We start from the raw sequence: 17,470 nt of genomic DNA on the forward strand, positions 1-17,470 counted from the left end.
GTCCGGCGCGCTCACGCCATGTCCTCCAGCCGCAGGCGGACGATCTCGCCAATCTGCGCCAGCGCCGTTGCCACCTCGGCCTCGCGCCCGTTTTCCAGCCGCCGCTCCATCGCCGCCAGAATCCCGGCCTTGTCGGTCAGCCGCACGCAGATGATGAAAGGAAAGCCGAAACGGTCGCGATAGGCGGCGTTCAGCGCGTGGAAGCGTTCGTATTCCTCCGGGGTCAGCCGGTCGAGCCCGGCGCTGGCTTGCTCGGCGGCGGAGGCTTCGGTCAGGGTCCGGTCGATCGCCGCCTTCCCCGCCAGTTCCGGGTGCGCGCGGATCAGCGCCAGTTGCTCCTCAGGCGTCGCTTCATGCAGCACCGCCAGCAAGTCTACCAGCCGATCGCCGGAGGATGGCCGCGTATCGGCGCGTTCCTCCACCCACGGGCTGTGCTCGAACAGCGCCGTCATTAGTGCGTGTTTCCTTCCAGACTTACATGGGCGGAGACCACCTTCCAGCCATCGGGAAACTTCACCCAGCTTTGCGTCTGACGGCCGCGCCGGTCGCTGTTTTCGCGAAAGAATTCCGCATCGGCCGTGGCATAACGGTCCCCGTAGACGGTGATCGCCACACGGTCCAGCCGGCGCTGCGGCGAACCGCCGCGCCCCTTGCGAAATTCCCGGATTTCCTCGATTCCGTAGAGCACTTCACCCACGCCGTAGCGGTTGGTGGTCGGTGCCTCGTGGAACAGCGCATCCATTGCCGGAATGTCGTCCGCCATCAGCGCCCGCTCGTATTCGCGGAAGGCGGCGGTCACTTCGGCGAGCAGGTCGGGATCATCGATAGTCATGCCGGAAAATGCTCCATCCAGTGGCGGGCGATGTCGATGCGGCGCGTGATCCAGGCGTCACCGCTCTCGGTTACGTGATCGAGAAACCGGGCGACGGCGCGGGCACGGCCGGGCTTGCCGGCGATGCGGCCGTGAAGGCCGATGGACATCATCCGCCCGCCTTCCTCGGCAAGCTGGTCGAAGGTGTCGCGCATGTGGCGGAAGAACTGCTCGCCCTCGGTAAAGCCGTTGTAGGCGACGATCTTCATGTCGTTCACGTCGAGCGTGTAGGGCACGATCAGCTGCGGTTTTCCGTGCTTCCTGTCCCAATACGGCAGGTCGTCGGCGTAGCTGTCCGCATCGTAGAGGAAGCCCCCCTCCTCCGCCACCAGCCGCGCGGTGTTGGGCGAGGTGCGGCCCTGATACCAGCCGAACGGGCGGCTGCCGGTGAGCCTTTCGTGCAGGGCAATGGCCTCTGCGATATGGGCCCGTTCCACTTCTTCAGGCAGATACTGGTAATCGATCCAGCGCAGGCCGTGGCTGGCGATTTCCCAATCCGCCTCCAGCATGGCGGAGACGGCTTCGGGGTTCATCTCCATAGCTTTCGCCACGCCGAACACCGTCACCGGCAGGCTCCGCTCGGTGAAGATCCGGTGGAGCCGCCAGAACCCGGCGCGGCTGCCGTATTCATAGAGGCTCTCCATCGCCATCGCCCGGTCTGCATGGCTGGCGGCGCCGACCATCTCGCTGAGGAACGCTTCGGAGCGCTCATCGCCGTTGAGGACGGAGTTTTCGGCGCCTTCCTCGTAATTGATGACGAACTGCACCGCCACACGCGCGCCGTTCGGCCACTGCGGATCGGGTGGTGTGCGGCCGTAGCCGACAAGGTCGCGGGTCATGGGCGCACCGCCTCGCTGTGGTCCTTCGACAAGCTCAGGACGAGCGGACCTAGGGTAACACTTCCCTTGAAACTCCGCTCAGGCTGAGCTTGTCGAAGCCCCTGCCGACCGCACACGCTCATGCCCGCTCATCCTCCTGAGCCTGTCGAAGGGCCCAAGCCTCCAGCGCCGCCGGCACCGCATCGCCCAGCGGCACCTTGAAGCCCTCCATCCGCAGGCACGCTTCCAGCGCCGCCAAAGTCAGCAGCACCTTGTGCTTCATGGCATTGTACCCCATCGCGCCGATGCGCCAGATCCGGCCCTGCAACGGCCCGAAGGCGGTGCCGATCTCGATCTCGAACTGCTCGCGCATGGCCTTGCGCACGGCCTCGCCATCCACGCCTGCGGGGATGAACACGCCGGTGACATTCGCCATGCGATGCGCATCGTCACCGAAGACCTTAAGGCCCATGGCGCGCAGGCCCGCCGTCATCGCCCGGCCCGCCGCGGCATGGCGGGCATAGCGCGCCTCCAGCCCCTCGCCCAAGGCAATGCGTGCACATTCGCGGGCCGCGTAGAGCATCGAGGTCGCCTCGGTATGGTGGTTCAGCCGCTTGTCGGACCAGTAATCCATCACCATGGCGAGGTCGAAATAGTTGGAGCGGATGCGCGGTCCCGAACCGTCCACGATGTCGTCGCGGCGGATGCCCTGCTCCACATGGCGGCGGCGGCCGATATGTTCTGCCGCCTTGTCCGAGATCGTGATCGGCGCGGAGCCCGAGGGCCCGCCCATGCACTTCTGCAAGCCTCCGGTAACGACATCGACGCCCCAGCGGTCCGCCGCCAATTCCATGCCGCCGATGGTCGCCGTGGCATCGACATAGCTGAGCGCCCCCGCCTGCCGGCACAGCGCCCCGAACCCGTCGAGCGGCTGCGCCATGGTGGTGGAGGTATCGCCGTGGATGGTGGCGACGATCTTGGGGTGGCAGCGGGCAATAGCCTCGGCAATGCGGTCCAGCGGGACGACTTCGCCCCACGGTGCGTCCACCGTCTCGATCACCGCGCCGATGCGCGTGAGGATTTCGGTCAGTAGCAGGCCGAAGCGGCCAAAGTTCACCACCAGCACCACATCGCCCGGCGCCACCATGGACACCAGCGCCGCCTCGATCCCCGCGCGCGCGGTGCCGTCCACCAGCATGGTCCACTGGTTCTGCGTGCCGAAGATCGGGCGGTAGAGCGCCATAACCTGATTCATGTAGCCGGTCATTTCCGGATCGAACTGGCCTAGGAGGTCCGCGCTCATCGCCCGCAGCACGCGCGGGTGCGCATTGATCGGGCCGGGGCCCATCAGCAGGCGCTGGGGCGGATCGATCTCACCGAACAGCAGCGGATCAAGTTCGGTCGGCAACGTGCTCTCCCATTTTTTCTATGAAGCCCAGCATCACCCGCAGCGCCGCATCGGCATCGGCGGTTTCGACATGCTCGGCCGGATTGTGGCTGATCCCGCCCTGGCAGCGGATGAAAAGCATGGCGGTGGGGCAAAGCGCCGCCATCACCATCGCATCGTGCCCGGCCCCCGAAACCAACCGGCGCGCCGGCTGCCCGGCTTCGGCCATGGCCGCATCCATCAGCTCCATCAGCGCGGGATCGCAAGGGCTGGCGGGCAAGTCGTGCACCAGCGCCAGATCGAGCACGAGCCCGCGCTTCGAGGCAATCTGCTCCAGCCGCGTAACGACCTCCTGCGCCGCCCGGTCCCGCCGGGGCGCTTCGCCGGAGCGGACGTCGATGGAAAAGCGCACTTCCCCCGCGATCACATTGGCCGCGCCGGGCATCGCCTCCAGCCGGCCCACCGTGGCGACAAGGTCGGAGGCGTCGGCGCGGGCGATATCCTCGATGGCCAGCACCATTTCCGCCGCGCCCGCCAGCGCATCGCGGCGCAGCGGCATGGAGCTTGTGCCCGCATGGCCCGCCATGCCGCGCACGATGGCGGCGTAGCGCAATTGCGCGGCGATGCCGGTCACGGTGCCGAGCGCCAGCCCTTCCGCCTCCAGCACCGGGCCCTGTTCGATATGCGCTTCCAGATAGGCCATGACCTCACCCGGCGCGCGGCTGGCGTTCCGGTAGGTCTCCACCGCCAGCCCCTGCGTCGGCGTCTTGGCGGTGACCACGTCGTAGTCGGTCTTGAACGAGCCCAGCGCCACCGCCAGCGACACGCCTTCCGCATCGACGATCGTGTCCAGATCGACATCCAGCGTGCCTGCCACCGCGCGGCTGGTCAGCATGGCGGCGGGAAAGCGCGATCCTTCCTCGTCCCCGAAGCCGTAGACCTCGATGGCGAAAGGCAGGCGCTGGCGCTGTTCGTAGAGCGCGGACACGCATTCGATGCCCAGCATCACCCCCAGCGGCCCGTCGTAGCAGCCGCCGTCGCGCACGGAATCGAGGTGGCTGCCGATCACCAGCGCCGGTGCGCCGGGCTTGGCGCCTTCGTAGCGACCACGCAAGTTACCGGCGGGGTCGAGATCGACACGCATCCCCGCCTCCACCATCCAGGCGCCGACAAGGTCGACCGTGGCGTGATAGGCGGGGCTGAGATAGCCGCGATAGAGGCCGGTTTCGGTCTCGCTATAAGGCGCGGTGCCCAGCGTCTTGCAGCGGGTGACCGCGCGAATGCCGGTCATGCTGTCCTCCCCGGTACGGGGAGGGGGACCGCCCGAAGGGGGGTGGAGGGGATTCGCGGCCTGAGGCAAGGTTGATGCCGGGCAACGAAACGATGCGGGAGGACGCGAGTCCCCTCCACCGCCTGCGGCGGTCCCCCTCCCCGTACCGGGGAGGACAGCGGCGATAGGCTCACCACGCCGCGACACCACCATCGCTGCGCGGATCCGTTGCGCCTTCGAACGTACCATCCGGCAGGCGCACCACGGCCCCGGCATGGCCCATCGTCGCCGTCAGCGCGCCAACCCGCTCCACATCGTGCCCGGCCTCCGCCAGTTCGGCATAGAGCGCGTCGTCAAATCCATCCTCCAGCTTGAGCGAGGTCGTGACATCCCCCCAGGTCCGCCCCAGCAGCCAGCGCGGCGCGCTGATCGCCTGCTGCAGGTCCATGCCGAAACGGACATAGCGGCTGAACAGTGCGGCCTGCGTCTGCGGCTGCCCCTCGCCCCCCATGGTGCCATAGGCCATGACGCGCCCGTCATCGAACTGTGCCAGCGCCGGATTGAGCGTGTGGAACGGCTTGCGGCCGGGCTTCAGCGCATTCCAGCCGCTCTCCGCAAGCCGGAACGAGCTGCCCCGGTTCTGCCAGACGATCCCGGTCTGCGGCAGCACGAGGCCCGAGCCGAACTCGAAATAAGTCGACTGGATCGCGGAGACCACGCGCCCCTCGCTGTCCGCCGCGCCGAACCAGCAGGTATCGCCCCACTGCGGCGGCTGCGGCCATGCCAGCGCCTTGGCCGGATCGATCCGCGCCGCCATGGCATCCAGCGCGGCCGCATCGTCCAGCAGGCCCTGAAAATCGTAATCCGTATGGGCGGGATCGCCGACATGCGCGTCGCGCAGCAGGAAGGCCTGCTTGGTCGCCTCCACCAGGCTGTGGACGTGCGCGAAGCCGTCGGGCGCATCGGCAGCAAGCCGGTCGAACAATGCAAGGATCACCAGCGAGGCAAAGCCTTGAGTAGGCGGCGCGCTGTTGTAGAGCCGCGCGCCACGGATCGGCACGGAGAGCGGCGCGGGCCGCGTGGCCCGATGCGCCGCAAGGTCCGCCGCCGATACCGGGCTGCCCAGTGCGGCAAGGTCTTCGACGATCCGTGCCGCCAGTTCGCCGCGATAGAAACTGTCGAGCCCATCCTGCGCGAGCTTGCGCAAAGTCCCCGCCAGCGCCGGATTGCGCAGCACATCGCCCTCGGCCAGCGGACGCCCTTCCGGCTCGAATGTCGTGGCATAGCCGCCCGGTGCCCTACGCAGTTCATCGCCCTTGGTCGCGGCGATGGCCGCGCCGCCGGCGGTGACGGCCACGCCCTCCTCCGCATAGTGGATCGCATCGCGTAGCAGGCGCTCCAGCGGCAGCGAGCCCCCGACGCTCTCCAGCGCTGTCGCCCAGCCGGAGATCGTCCCTGCCACGGTGTTCGCCGCGAGGGGCCCGCGCGTCGGCACTGCATCCAGTCCGGCGTAGAGCGTCAGGTCCGCCTTCGCCGCCGCGCCGCCGCAACCATGGATCGAATGAACCTGTCCATCCGGCTCGCGGATTACCCAGAACCCGTCGCCACCGATGGCGGTCATATGCGGATAGACCACCGCCAGCGTCGCGGCGACGGCCACGGTGGCCTCCACCGCATTGCCGCCGTCCATCAGCACCGACCGCCCCGCTTCGGCCGCGAGATAGTGCGGTGCGGTGACGATCCCGCGCGCGCTGGTGACGGTGGTCAATCCCATCGCGTCAGTCCGGCAGCGCGGTCAGGAACGCACGCACGACATGCGCGGAATTGACCGAGGCGAGATGCTCGAACGTGTCCTCCATGTTCTTCTCGCGATCGCCGCCGGCAAGGTCGGACAGGCTGCGGAAGACGATGGCGGGCACCTGATTGGCATAGGCGACTTGCGCCACCGCCGCGCTTTCCATGTCCAGCACGCGCGCGTTCCACGCGGCGTGCAGGTATTCGCGGAACTTCGCATTGTCGGCAAAGACCCCGGCGCTGACCCCGGTGCCACCGACCACGACCTTGGGATCGTGCGGCAGGCACAGCTCCGACCCGGCCCGCTGGGTGACGGCAGCCGTAACGCAGCGCTCCATCTTCACCGTGGGCGCCACCTTCCGGGCGAGCGCCAGCAGTTGTGGATCCATCGCGAAAGTGAAGACATGCTGCGATCCCTGCACCGCATTGCTGACGCGGATCGGGCGCGGATACATGAATTCCCAGTTGCCCGGCGCACCGGTGGCGGTCTTCTCCGGCGGCAACCAGCCGGCATCGGTCTGGCGCGCGAAGGAGACTTCCAGATACTGGCCCCAGTTCTCCGCCACGATCACGTCGCCGATGGACAGGCCCGGATCGACGCCGCCGGCGATGCCGGAAAAGACGATGCGCTTCACCGCGAACCGGTCGATCACCAGCTGCGTATTCATCGCCGCGTTGACCATCGAAACGCCGCTTTGCATCAGCAGCACCGGCTTACCCTCCAGCACGCCGGTCATGTAGGTCATGCCGTTGAGCTGGTAGGACATCGGCTGTTGCACCGCATGGACCAGCGCGTTCCATTCGGGCTCGTAGGCCGTCATCACCAAAGTGCGCGGGGTGGCGTCCAGCTTGTCGGCCGCGAGGGCCGGGGTGGTGAGCGTGGCCGTAAGCGCGATGGCCCCGGCAAGTGCAGTCATCGCGCGCATCAGGCAGCCCCCATCCAGACGAAGCGGGCGACGAACAGCAGCGCCAGCACCAGCAGAAACCAGTCCTTCTTCTCTACCGTGCCGCGCACGATCTTCAGCGCGGCGTGGGCGGTGATGCCGAAGGCCAGGCCATTGGCGATCGAGAACGTGAACGGGATCATCGCCACGGTCAGGAACGCGGGGATCGCGGCCAGCGGGTCTTCCCACTTCACCTCGGTCAAGGGCAGCAGCATCAGCCCGCCAACGATGATCAGCGCGGGAGCCGTGGCCGCCAGCGGGATCAATTGCGCGTAGGGTGCAACGAACATGGTCGCCAGAAACAGCAGGCCGGTGACCACGGCGGTCAAGCCGGTGCGCCCGCCCGCCTGCACGCCCGCCGCGCTTTCGACATAGCTGGTGACGGTGCTGGTGCCCGCCATCGAACCGACGATGGTGGCGGTAGCATCGGTGATGAGGATACGGTTCAGGCGCGGGATGCGCCCCTCGCTATCCATCAGCCCCGCCCGCTTGGTCACGGCGACCAGCGTGCCGATATTGTCGAACAGGTCCACGAACAGGAACACGAAGAGGATTTCCAACAGGCCGAGGCCATGGCTGCCGGAAAGGCCGAACACGCCGGCAAGGTCCAGCTTGAACGCGGTGCCGGTCAACGCCTCCAGCGAATAGGGTTCGGGGCTGACGGAGACCATGCCGAAAAGCCACGCGACCACGGTGGTGGCCAGAATGCCGATCAACATGGCCCCGCGCACGTTCCACACGCTCAGCGCGCCGATCAGCACCAGCCCGAACAGCGCCAGCGCCGCGCCGGGGGCCTTGAGGTCGCCCAGCGCCACGAAGGTTGCCGGATTGGCGACGATGATGCCGGCATCCTTGAAGCCGATGAAGCCGATGAACAGGCCGATGCCGCCCGCCACTGCCGCGAACAGGTATTGCGGGATGGAGGCGACGATCAGCTGGCGCACGCCGGTTACGGTCAGCACCAGGAATGCCACGCCGGAAATGAACACGCAGCCCAGCGCCACCGGCCAGGGCACGCCCATCTGCTGTACGACGGTAAAGCTGAAATAGGCGTTGAGCCCCATGCCCGGCGCCAGCGCCAGCGGCGTATTGGCGACGAACCCCATCAGGATCGAGGCGAAAGCGGCGGCAAAGCACGTCGCCGCCGCGACCGAGGCCACCGGCATTCCCGCCGTGCCCAGGATCGCCGGGTTGACCAGCACGATATAGGCCATGGTCAGGAACGTGGTGACGCCCGCCAGCACTTCGGTGCGGGCATTGGTGCCGCGCTCGCTCAGCGTGAACCAGCGTTCCAGCCTGCCGCCGGGCGGTCCCTCCATGGTGCTCGTAGTTTCCGTCACGCTTCTGCCCCTTATTGCGACCCGGTTGTGTTTCCGGGTGGTATTGTCGCGCCCGTCACGCCCTGTGCCTCCAGCCGTGCGGCCAGCTTCAGCAGCGCCGGTTCTCCGCCCGGCGCGCCAATAAGCTGCAGGCCGAGCGGCAGGCGTCCCGGACGGTACAACGGAACCGCCAGCGAGGGCAGCCCGGTGAAGCTGATCGGCTGCGTATGAATGCCAAGATCGGCCCGCGCGGGGCTGAGCGCGCCGTCGATCTCTATGCGCGGATCGGCGATGGGCGGGGCGACGCAGGGGGTCGCCGGGCCCAGCAGCACATCGAACTGCGCCATCAGCGCATGGACTTGCGCCCGAAATGCATCCCGGAAACGCACCGCCTCCTCGTAGAGTGCCCGGGGCAGCAGTGCACCCGCGAGGAGACGGTCCCGCGTCGCGGGATCGAAGGCCATGGCCGAAACGGACAAGGCTTTGCGATGGAGGTTGCCGCCCTCGAAGGCGGTAATCAGGAACGCGGCCGAGCGGGCGCGGGCGATATCGGGCAGCTCCACCAGCGGGGCGTCGGCGGCAAGCGCGTCGATAGCGGCAAGCTGGTCGGGATCGGCATTCTCCCGAAACCGCCCGGCCAGCCGGCCGATCCGGACCGGGTCCGTCCCGGTCGATACATTACGGCCGGACAGCACTTCCCACACCAGCGCCATGTCGGCGGCCGTGCGGGTGAAGGGCCCGACATCGTCCAAGCTTTCGGCGAAGGGAAACACGCCCGCCAGCGGCAAGTCGCCATGGCTGGGCTTCAACCCGTAGAGCCCGGTGAGGCTCGCCGGCACGCGGACCGAACCATTGGTGTCCGACCCCAGCGAGAAAGGGAGCAGCCCGGCCGCGACGACCGCCGCCGAGCCGCCCGAGGATCCGCCGGCAAGGCGGGAGGGATCGTGAGGATTGCGGGTCGTACCATGGCGCGCGTTGATCGTCGCGAAGCCGTAAGCGAATTCGTCCATGTTGAGCGTGCAGACCAGCACCGCGCCAGCCGCCTTGAGCCGGACGACGGCTTCGGCATCCGCCACGGCCGGCGGCGCATCGGCGTAGAGCGTGGAGCCGGCGGTGGTGGGCAGGCCCGCCACATCGAACAGGTCCTTCACGCCATAAGGCACGCCGGCGAGCGGGCCGGGATCCTTGCCCGCCGCGACCAGCGCGTCGACCGCCGCCGCTTCGGCCCGGGCGCGTTCGGGCAGCAAGCGGGTAATCGCCACCAGCGGATCGTCCGCAGGCTGCGGCAGCGCGGCGAGGCAAAGCTCCACCACTTCGCCCGCAGTGAGCCGCCCGCCGCGCACGGCGGCGGCGATTTCAAGAGCGCTGGCCGTCACTTGCCGTTGCCGAGCAGGATTTCCGCATGGCGCGCCAGTAGCGCGAGATTGGCCGCGACGCCCTCCATGCATTCGGGTGGGATCGTCAGCCCGCGCGCGGCAGCGGAGGCCACGATTTCGGCGGGCGAACGGGGAATCCGGTCGGTTGGCGCTTCGGTCACGTCTAGCGGTCCTCCTCAGCGGTGCAAGCCGTTCGCCTGATCCTGCCGATGCGTGGCAGGGCAGGCAAGTCGGGCACAGAGAGGAGCGGAGATCGGAAGAACGCGACACATAAGTCATGCTCTGCCCGGCACGCGGCGATCTATCAAACGCAATGATCCGGACGGATCGTTGCAAAAATCAGTACGCTATTTCTGAACCACGAAGAGGTCGCGCGAAAGCGTGCTGCCGCTGGGGCCGACATCCACCGCCACGGCTTCGCGCAGGGCAATCTTCAGTCGCGCCGCCTGATCGGGATCGATGGCCAGAGTGTAGCGACCGGGGCGCACTTGTTCGAACAGATAGAACCCGTCCGCCTCGGTCCGCGCGCTGGATGCGACCTTTCCGACAGTATCGATCAGCCGCAGTTGCAGCCCGGAAACCCCGCGCGAGCGCGCCTTTCCCTCGGGACTCGCCGCCCCTTCGAAATAGGCCGTCCCCTCGATCTCGCTCATCGCCACCACTGCAAAGTCGGCGCGGTGGATGCGGCCGGGGCGCGGCACCACTTCGATGCCGCGCGTAACCGGGGCCAGCGCGATATCGGGCAGCGACGTGGGATCGACCTGAACGCTGGCGCGCGTGCCGGCAGGCAGGCCGGTGAGCAGCACTACGCCCTGCCCATCGGTCTCCCCCGTGCCGGTGCCGGAACCGAAGGCGACTTCGGGCAGGACCTTGTCGCCCGCGTCGTATTGGCCGTCGCCATTGTTGTCCTCATAGGCGCGCAAGGCCACCGCGCCGGACAATGCCTGCCCCGGCGGCGCGACATAAACGCGGTCGGTCAGCGGATCGCGGCCGAAGCCAAAGCCCAGCCGCAGCGCCACCGAATGAACCTTGTTGCGCAGGCCATAGGTACCATCGAACGCCAGCGTGAAACGGCGGAAACGACGCTCTGCCGACAGGCCTAGCTGGGTATCGCTACGGCGGAAGGTCTGCGCCACCGAGGCGCGCACCAGCGTCCGATCATCCAGCGAGCGGTCCACTTCCAGCGACACCGCCTCCAGCCGGGGATCGGGCAGCACGGTGTAGCTGGCGGAAGCGCGGACTTGCGTGCGCGATCCGTTCAGCGTCGAAAGGTCGAACGTGCCGATCAGCTGGTTGACGATGCCGCCGCCCACGCCCTTCGCCGGCTCATAGCGCGAATATTCCAGCGTGTTCGACGCCAGCACCCCCGCCACCCGCGCCGATCCGCGCAGCGAGGCGGTGGTCTGCACTTCGCCCGAGGCATATTCGATCCGTCGCGCCCGCGCATAGAGCGGAATCGACAACCCGCCTTCGCCGCCGGGCCGCAGCGTGGCATTGGCGTCCAGTTCGGTGACGCGGCGCAGCGGCTGCCCGTCGAACACCCGCACTTCGTCCAGGAAATCGCCGCGATATTCGGCATGGGTCAGCGTGAAGGACGCGCCCAACACCCGCCCGCCCAGCCCCGCCTCGATCGCGCGCCCGGTTTTGCCGACGCCGCCCAGAGGTATCGCCCCGTCCTGCATGGCAAAGTCCAGCTTGGCAGCCAGCCCGCCCAGCCCGGTGCGCAGGCCGGCGCTGGCCAGCCAGCGGTCCCCAAAGTCGCTGTCGAACCAGCCGCCGCTGACCATCGCCGTCACGCCCGAGGTCACGCCATAGGCAAGCTGCGCGCTCGCCCGCCAGCGGCCGTAATCGAGCCCCGGAATGAAACGCGGCGCGGTGACGCCCAGCAGGTTCTCGTCCTTCTGCACCGCGCCCACGGTGTAGACGACCTGCCCTTTCGACAGCCGCCCATCCCCCACGGAAATGCGCCGCACTTCCTCACTGCGCTGACCCTGCGGCCCATAGAACACAAGGCGAAACAGGTTCAGCCCGTAATCGACCGGCACTTGCAGGAACTGGTATTGCCCGTTGACCGCCAGCCGCGTCGATCCCACCAGCACGCCGTTGCGGTAGAGTTCCACTTCATAGCCATCGGGAAGCTGGCCGCGCAGGTCGATCCTGTCGAACACCGATGCCGCCTCCACCGGGGCATTGGTCACCGTACCCCCGCGCCCCGCGACACCGCGCAGGCCGATGGGTAGCGAAGTGGTCGCCACGTCACCCATCGCGAACGATGTGGCATGGAGCGGCCCCAGCAGATCGGAATCGGGATCGGTGCGGCCCAGTTCGATATGCGCCGCCGTCAGCCCATCGCGCGTGGAATGGGTCAGGAAGACTTGCGCGCTCATCCAGGCGAGGTCGCCCGCCAGCCGCAAGTCGGTCTCCACCCGCTCGCCCAGCGTCGTGTCCGACACCGCGCGCGTTTCGATATCGGCCATCGGCATCGAGATCGGCAGCCACGGCGTATCCTCTCGCGGGAAACGCCGTTCGGCATTGGCGGCGGAGGCCTGCTCGTTGCCCAGCCGCTCACGCTCTGCCTCGCGGGCCAGACGCTGTTCGACGGGGAACGGTTCCAGCGTCTTGATGACGATCGACTGGTCGCGCAGGTTCGGCGTAACCGTCAGCGGCAGCAGATCACCGATGCGCTCGGCCCGGACGTAGAGTTCGCCGTCGAAGGCAACGGCATCGCCTTTCGCCAGCGGAACCGCCTTGCCGCCCGCCTCCGCCGTGCCTTCGCGCAAGTTGATCGTCAGGTGCCGATTTTCGTCCAGAAACCAGCCGCTGGCGTAATTGCCCTCGTCCCCGACCGAGATCGCCAGATCGAGCGTCCGCGCCAGTGCCCCCAGCGGCAGGTAGAGCCCGCCGCGCGTGCCATAGGCGATCACGGTGTCCTCACCCCCGGTGGTGCCGGTTGCCGTGGCGACCTTCACCGCCAGGATCACCTCGTCATCGTAGGTGATGACCGGGGTGACATTGGCGGGAAAGGTCTGCGTGGCATTGGCGGGGGCCAGATTGGCCGGGCTTGCGGGGGCGGCGTCCTTGGCGGCTTGGGGACTGCCGAGGCCGAAGCTGGGCGCTGGCAGCGCGCGCGAGGCTGCGAGGGTCTGCTCCGGGGGCTCGGGTGGCGGAGTGTCCGCCGCCGAATGCTGAGTAACGGCGAGCAGCAATGCCGGGCGCTGGTCGTTCGCAGGTGCTGTGGCGAGAGGCGGCGCAGCGATCAGCGGAACCGGTGCAGGCAGGTCCACCACCGGAGCCGGTGCTACCGATGTACCGTCGATCAGGGGAGCCACCGCCGGCAGAAACGGCACCTCGGACATCGCCGGTAACACCAGCGCGATCGGGGCGGGCGACGGGTCGAGCGGGCGCGGTGCAGCCGACGCCAAAGGCTGACGGTCGGTGTTTCCCCCCGGAATGAGCCCAGGTTCAGCCGAAGGTTCCGTGCGAACGTCGGCGGCTGCCAGAGCAACCGGCGCCGCCGAAGCCTGCAGGGCCATCCGGATCGGCAATGGTCGCGGCGGCACGATGATCGGTTTGGCGGTCAGCCCCGGCAGCGGAAGCGCGGCGAAACTGGGACGGGGAACGGGGCGTTGTGCCAGCGCATGATGCGGCGCGGGCGCGGCGTCCTCCCCCGCCGGCGAAGCCGTCGGTGCGGCGCGATCCCCGCGTGCCAGCAGCGACGCGCCGGCCAGAAACGGAACCAGCCCGGCCGCCTTCGGAAAGCCAGTCCGCCTTTCGTCCCGGCCGCCCCGGCCCCGGCTCACGGCACGGTGAGATCCCGGCTGGCCAGCACTTTGCCGGGATCGACATCGTCATCGGTGTAGGTGACGGTCAGCTTCGCACCGCTGGCCAAAAGGCGCGGATCGGCGGCAGGCTCCAGCGGCACGGTAACCTGCCGGGCGTCGATCTCGGTATAGACGCCCAGCCCTTTCAGCACCGCCAGCGGCGCCTTCGCACCCGGCGCGGTGACGGCGATATCGCCGAAAGCGGAGCGCGTGCCGGATCGGGTGATGGTCAGTTGCAATCCCTTGCCCCCGCCGGGCAGCGGCACCAGATGCGCGTTCTCGATCCCCGCCGTCAGCGTGGTCTGGCCGACGCGGACGATCACCGGGATCGAGATGCCGAAGCGCGGCACGATGCGCACACCGATCGAATTGGGCTTCTGCCCGCCCGCCGCCTGCTCGATCGAGTAGGAGGCATCCTCTGGCGGCACGGCCACGGCGGAAAAGTGCGCGCGGTACTCGCCGGGCGGCGTATCCGGCGCGACGCGGGCCATGATGCGGATCGTCTGCGCCTCGCTACCGCCCAACACCGCGCGGCGGGGAGACCAGCGCAGCATCGCCGCGGCGCCGTGGACTTTCGCACGATCGGCAGCATCGACGGTTTCGATATCGAGCAGGCGGCCGTCGCTGGTCATCATCTTGTCGGCAATGGTGATGTCGTACTCGCCGCGCTCGATGCTGCGGTTGTAGAGCCCGACAGAGGCGATGCGCGCGCGATCGTCGATCACCACGCGCTTGGGGTAGAGATTGATATCGCCCATGCCGCCCACCGCGCCTTCGGGCACGGGAGCGGCGGCTTGTGGCGGTGGAGCCTTGAGCGGATCGTCCTGTGCGATGGCGGCAGTCGCGACGCAAAGAGTCGCCAACCCGCCGGCACGCAGCAGACGCGCGCCGTTCCCCAGTACCGATGCGACGCGCAAAACTGCGACCCCCGAATGCCCCTAGTAATTCCACCCATGCAACTGCATGGAATCAGGCGCAATCATACTTAAGTACTTATGCGTTTGTTTGGAAAATGCGCGAATGCGCATTTTCGTAGCGGCACCGGCCCGCTCCCCCACCCGGCCACCCACGAGTGTACCCTGATGGGTGGCCGGGTGGGGGAGCGGGCCGGTGCAGCAAATCCATTAAAGGTAGTAGACGGTCAGCGTGAACGTGCCGGAGTAATTGCCCGGCGCCTGATTGGCCGAGACGTTCAGCGTGCCGCCCACATTCAGCGTATCCTGCCCGGACGCCCCTAGCACACCTATGCCGAAGATGCCGGCGTCCGATGTGAAGTCGCTCACCTGCATCGTCGCCGCGCCGGAGGAGATCGTCGTCGTGCCCGGCAGGGACACGATATAAAGGCGGTTGGCCGACCCGTTAAGCTGGAACATGGCCTGCCCGCGCCCGCCGTTCCCCTGCGGCAAGGACAAGTTGCCCGCCATGCCGCCGGTGCCGCTGACGGTGCCGGTCGTGCTGACCGTCTCCGTGCCGGCCGTCGTCGGCCGCGTGAAGCTGCCAAAGCGCAGATAAGCCAGCGGCACGATCTGCGCCGGCGCCACCACTTCGGCGGTTGCCGAACCTTTCGCCCCGGCCGCCAGCGCCGCCCCCGGAAGCAGCGCGAAAAGCGCTGCCCCGAGAAGAGCAAGACTGGCCCGGTTCTGTCTCCTGCGGGTCATCCCGATCCCTTGCGGCGGCTGGCGAAAAGGTATGTCGGCCCCGAGCCCCCCTCGGGGCCGACACGGACGGACCTTCGGATGGCGCCCCCCAGCGCCTCCGGAGGGCCCACCCCCCAAAGCTGTTGTCAGTTGTAGGTGACGGTCGCGTCGTAGCTGCCGGTGTAGCTGCCGGCGGCCTGGTTCGCGCCCACGGTGAGCGTGCCGCCCACGGTGAAGGTGGCCGCGCCCGAGCTGCTGAGCGTGCCGGCGGTCGACGAAGCGGCAGTGGTGAAGGCCATCGTGTTCGAACCGCTGGCAACGGTGCTGCCGGTGGTGGAGATCGTGAAGGCGCGGCTGGCATCGCCGCCGACCGAGAAAGCGTCCGCCGTGTTGGTCGAGCCCGCGACCAGGACAACGCCGCCGGTCTTCGAACCCGCGCCGGCCGAGCTGACGACCACGGTGCCGCCGGTGCCGGCGGTGAACGAACCGAAGGCCAGCGCCGCGCCCGAGGTGTGCGTCAGCGTGATCGGCGCGACGACGGTGGCCGTGGCGGTGCCCTGCGCGGTGGCGGCCAGTGCCGAACCGGCAAAGAGCGGCGAAGCGGCGGCAACCGCCAGTGCGGAAACAAGTGCAAGCTTCTTCATGAAAAGTACCTCCTGAATAGTCCGGACGTCCCGACCGACCGAACTGCACGAGGCGACCCCGTCTCGTGTTGACTAGGCACTTATGCTGAGGGTTCTTACTGAAAAATAATCAATACTTCCATTTCATACCAAAGTACTGACCGATTCATTCCCTTGTATGAGTAATCCGGCAGAAAATCCTGCCGAATCAACCATAAACGACTATGACCGGAACTTGCGCGCGGTAATGCGAGGCGGCCGTGCCGGGCGGAATGCGCAATTCGCCGCCGATTTCAAACCCGTCCGCGCCGGCATTGTCCAGCACGCCTTGCCCGCCAGCCTGCGGGCGACTGTCGGTACGGACGGTGAGGCCGGTGACGGGCAGACCGGTCGCTTCGTCCGCCCCATTCGCCGAATGCGCCAGTACCGATTCCGGCAGCACCACGCGGTAGGCACGGCCCGGCTCCCCCTCTACGCGCAGGCGCGCGGCGTGGGGGCCGGCGCAGTCGGCGGTATCGACGCTGCAAGCGGGATGCGCGGCCCCGGCGTAGCGGGCTTTGGCGGTGCCGGGGGCGATCACCAGACTGCCGCCCTGCGCGCCGACTTCGCCCAACGATCCGAAATCGAGGTCCGACAGCGAGCGCACCGAGAGCGGCTGCACCACCGTAGCGCTGGCCACGCCGGCGGCATGGCCGGCCTCGCCATCGCCCTGCGCAGCCCATGCAGGCTGTGCCGCGGATACGGCGCCGGCCGCCAGGAGGCCGGCGGCGACGGGAAGAACGGGCGATCGGGACACGGGCATTCACTCGCTGCACGGCGCATCTGCGCCAGTTCCGGTTCGTCCGGCCCGCCCCCTGCCGGGCACGGAGGCCCCAGCGCCTCCGTCGCCGGGAAACGGACGAACAGGCGCAGGGGTTCCGCACCGGCCGAAAACCGGGCCATCCCGTTCATTCTAGGAAGAAATCGGCAAGACCGGCGTTTATGCCTGCTTAGGCAAATGCCCGATCAGTCCACGCTCACCACAGTGGCGTCGATCGGCAGCGGCATCGCCAGCGTGCCGCCGCCATAATGGCGCGTCAGGTCCATCCGCGCGCCGACGCGGAAACTGCGCGAACAGACGCGCTGCGCGCAGCTTTCGAACGTCACCCGCACCACTTGACCCGGCGTGACGGTGGCATAGCCGGGAAGGTCCGTCTCGAAGGCGGAAAGCTTCCCCGAAACGCCGCCACTGGTGATTGTGCCCGGCGCCGAGAGCACGACTTCCACGGTAATATCGAGCGGCCGCCGGCTCTCGTTGCCGCGATCGTAGGCCACGGTGAACTGCGCCGGCCTTGTGCTGTTGCCAGGGGCGGAGAGCACACCGCTGTCCGTCACCATGCCGCTGGCCGAAATGCGGCGGCTGCCGCTATCCACCACCACCATCTTGCCGAAATCCAGCCGCGTATCGGCAGTGACGGTAGTGCGCGGCGGATCGGCGGCGGCAGGCACGGCAAAGACGGCAAGCGCCAGCGGCGCCAGATGGCGCAGGCGCAAGTTCCCCGTCCGATTGAGCCACCCGTAGCTATGCATCCCGGCGCCAGCCTATACCGGCCCCCGGACGCAAGCCAGCC

General features: G+C 68.0%; 16 protein-coding genes. All 16 read right to left on the reverse strand.

Annotated elements, in window-relative coordinates; all coding sequences use genetic code 11:
- Positions 1-11 precede the first annotated feature (11 nt).
- A complete protein-coding gene (gene uraD / locus ACZ1JC_RS26355; protein WP_465137347.1) occupies positions 12-452 on the reverse strand; it encodes a 2-oxo-4-hydroxy-4-carboxy-5-ureidoimidazoline decarboxylase in 441 nt (146 codons plus the stop codon).
- On the reverse strand, positions 452-832 hold the full coding sequence (hpxZ, locus tag ACZ1JC_RS26360) for an oxalurate catabolism protein HpxZ (RefSeq protein WP_465137346.1): 381 nt from the start codon (positions 830-832) through the stop codon (positions 452-454). The genes uraD and hpxZ overlap by 1 nt, the downstream gene beginning before the upstream one ends.
- Entirely contained in the window at positions 829-1,710 is an 882-nt protein-coding gene (gene puuE, locus ACZ1JC_RS26365) for an allantoinase PuuE (RefSeq protein ID WP_465137345.1), read from the reverse strand. The genes hpxZ and puuE overlap by 4 nt, the downstream gene beginning before the upstream one ends.
- A 118-nt stretch (positions 1,711-1,828) precedes the next feature.
- A complete protein-coding gene (locus tag ACZ1JC_RS26370; RefSeq protein ID WP_465138486.1) occupies positions 1,829-3,037 on the reverse strand; it encodes a pyridoxal-phosphate-dependent aminotransferase family protein in 1,209 nt (402 codons plus the stop codon).
- Between the two features lie 43 nt (positions 3,038-3,080).
- Positions 3,081-4,367 (reverse strand): allantoate amidohydrolase, encoded by a 1,287-nt coding sequence (locus tag ACZ1JC_RS26375; RefSeq protein ID WP_465137344.1) that lies wholly within the window; start codon positions 4,365-4,367, stop codon positions 3,081-3,083.
- 169 nt (positions 4,368-4,536) lie between these two features.
- Entirely contained in the window at positions 4,537-6,120 is a 1,584-nt protein-coding gene (locus ACZ1JC_RS26380; protein WP_465137343.1) for a gamma-glutamyltransferase family protein, read from the reverse strand.
- A gap of 4 nt (positions 6,121-6,124) precedes the next feature.
- Complete coding sequence (locus ACZ1JC_RS26385) at positions 6,125-7,066, reverse strand: 5'-methylthioadenosine/S-adenosylhomocysteine nucleosidase (protein WP_465137342.1); 942 nt, start codon at positions 7,064-7,066, stop codon at positions 6,125-6,127.
- Positions 7,066-8,403, reverse strand: a complete 1,338-nt coding sequence (locus tag ACZ1JC_RS26390) for an NCS2 family permease (RefSeq protein ID WP_465138485.1) — start codon at positions 8,401-8,403, stop codon at positions 7,066-7,068. Before ACZ1JC_RS26390 ends, ACZ1JC_RS26385 begins: the two co-directional genes overlap by 1 nt.
- 32 nt (positions 8,404-8,435) lie before the next feature.
- Positions 8,436-9,779, reverse strand: a complete 1,344-nt coding sequence (locus ACZ1JC_RS26395; protein ID WP_465137341.1) for an AtzE family amidohydrolase — start codon at positions 9,777-9,779, stop codon at positions 8,436-8,438.
- Positions 9,776-9,940: an AtzG-like protein gene (locus ACZ1JC_RS26400; protein ID WP_465137340.1), complete on the reverse strand. Its 165-nt coding sequence runs from the start codon at positions 9,938-9,940 to the stop codon at positions 9,776-9,778. The genes ACZ1JC_RS26395 and ACZ1JC_RS26400 overlap by 4 nt, the downstream gene beginning before the upstream one ends.
- A gap of 186 nt (positions 9,941-10,126) precedes the next feature.
- Positions 10,127-13,579 carry a hypothetical protein gene (locus ACZ1JC_RS26405; RefSeq protein ID WP_465137339.1) on the reverse strand — a complete coding sequence of 1,151 codons (3,453 nt, stop codon included), beginning with the start codon at positions 13,577-13,579 and terminating at the stop codon, positions 10,127-10,129.
- Positions 13,576-14,517 (reverse strand): fimbrial biogenesis chaperone, encoded by a 942-nt coding sequence (locus ACZ1JC_RS26410; protein WP_465137338.1) that lies wholly within the window; start codon positions 14,515-14,517, stop codon positions 13,576-13,578. Before ACZ1JC_RS26410 ends, ACZ1JC_RS26405 begins: the two co-directional genes overlap by 4 nt.
- 207 nt (positions 14,518-14,724) lie before the next feature.
- On the reverse strand, positions 14,725-15,258 hold the full coding sequence (locus ACZ1JC_RS26415) for a DUF4402 domain-containing protein (RefSeq protein ID WP_465137337.1): 534 nt from the start codon (positions 15,256-15,258) through the stop codon (positions 14,725-14,727).
- Between the two features lie 125 nt (positions 15,259-15,383).
- Positions 15,384-15,881, reverse strand: a complete 498-nt coding sequence (locus tag ACZ1JC_RS26420; protein WP_465137336.1) for a DUF4402 domain-containing protein — start codon at positions 15,879-15,881, stop codon at positions 15,384-15,386.
- 187 nt (positions 15,882-16,068) lie between these two features.
- Positions 16,069-16,662 carry a DUF4402 domain-containing protein gene (locus ACZ1JC_RS26425; RefSeq protein WP_465137335.1) on the reverse strand — a complete coding sequence of 198 codons (594 nt, stop codon included), beginning with the start codon at positions 16,660-16,662 and terminating at the stop codon, positions 16,069-16,071.
- A gap of 203 nt (positions 16,663-16,865) precedes the next feature.
- The gene (locus tag ACZ1JC_RS26430; protein ID WP_465137334.1) at positions 16,866-17,429 is read right to left on the reverse strand and encodes a DUF4402 domain-containing protein; all 564 of its coding nucleotides are present in this window, start codon (positions 17,427-17,429) and stop codon (positions 16,866-16,868) included.
- Positions 17,430-17,470 lie beyond the last annotated feature (41 nt).

The sequence above is a fragment of the Sphingomonas sp. BL-S-28 genome, from assembly GCF_055521515.1.

Excerpts from the sequence above, each read along its gene's own strand:
- ACZ1JC_RS26430 (WP_465137334.1), bottom strand. The coding sequence starts at position 17,429 with ATGCATAGCTACGGGTGGCTCAATCGGACGGGGAACTTGCGCCTGCGC.
- ACZ1JC_RS26390 (WP_465138485.1), bottom strand. The coding sequence starts at position 8,403 with ATGGAGGGACCGCCCGGCGGCAGGCTGGAACGCTGGTTCACGCTGAGC.
- ACZ1JC_RS26420 (WP_465137336.1), bottom strand. The coding sequence starts at position 15,881 with ATGAAGAAGCTTGCACTTGTTTCCGCACTGGCGGTTGCCGCCGCTTCG.
- puuE (WP_465137345.1), bottom strand. The coding sequence starts at position 1,710 with ATGACCCGCGACCTTGTCGGCTACGGCCGCACACCACCCGATCCGCAG.
- ACZ1JC_RS26375 (WP_465137344.1), bottom strand. The coding sequence starts at position 4,367 with ATGACCGGCATTCGCGCGGTCACCCGCTGCAAGACGCTGGGCACCGCG.
- ACZ1JC_RS26385 (WP_465137342.1), bottom strand. The coding sequence starts at position 7,066 with ATGCGCGCGATGACTGCACTTGCCGGGGCCATCGCGCTTACGGCCACG.
- hpxZ (WP_465137346.1), bottom strand. The coding sequence starts at position 832 with ATGACTATCGATGATCCCGACCTGCTCGCCGAAGTGACCGCCGCCTTC.
- ACZ1JC_RS26415 (WP_465137337.1), bottom strand. The coding sequence starts at position 15,258 with ATGACCCGCAGGAGACAGAACCGGGCCAGTCTTGCTCTTCTCGGGGCA.
- ACZ1JC_RS26380 (WP_465137343.1), bottom strand. The coding sequence starts at position 6,120 with ATGGGATTGACCACCGTCACCAGCGCGCGCGGGATCGTCACCGCACCG.
- ACZ1JC_RS26370 (WP_465138486.1), bottom strand. The coding sequence starts at position 3,037 with ATGGGCCCCGGCCCGATCAATGCGCACCCGCGCGTGCTGCGGGCGATG.
- ACZ1JC_RS26425 (WP_465137335.1), bottom strand. The coding sequence starts at position 16,662 with ATGCCCGTGTCCCGATCGCCCGTTCTTCCCGTCGCCGCCGGCCTCCTG.
- uraD (WP_465137347.1), bottom strand. The coding sequence starts at position 452 with ATGACGGCGCTGTTCGAGCACAGCCCGTGGGTGGAGGAACGCGCCGAT.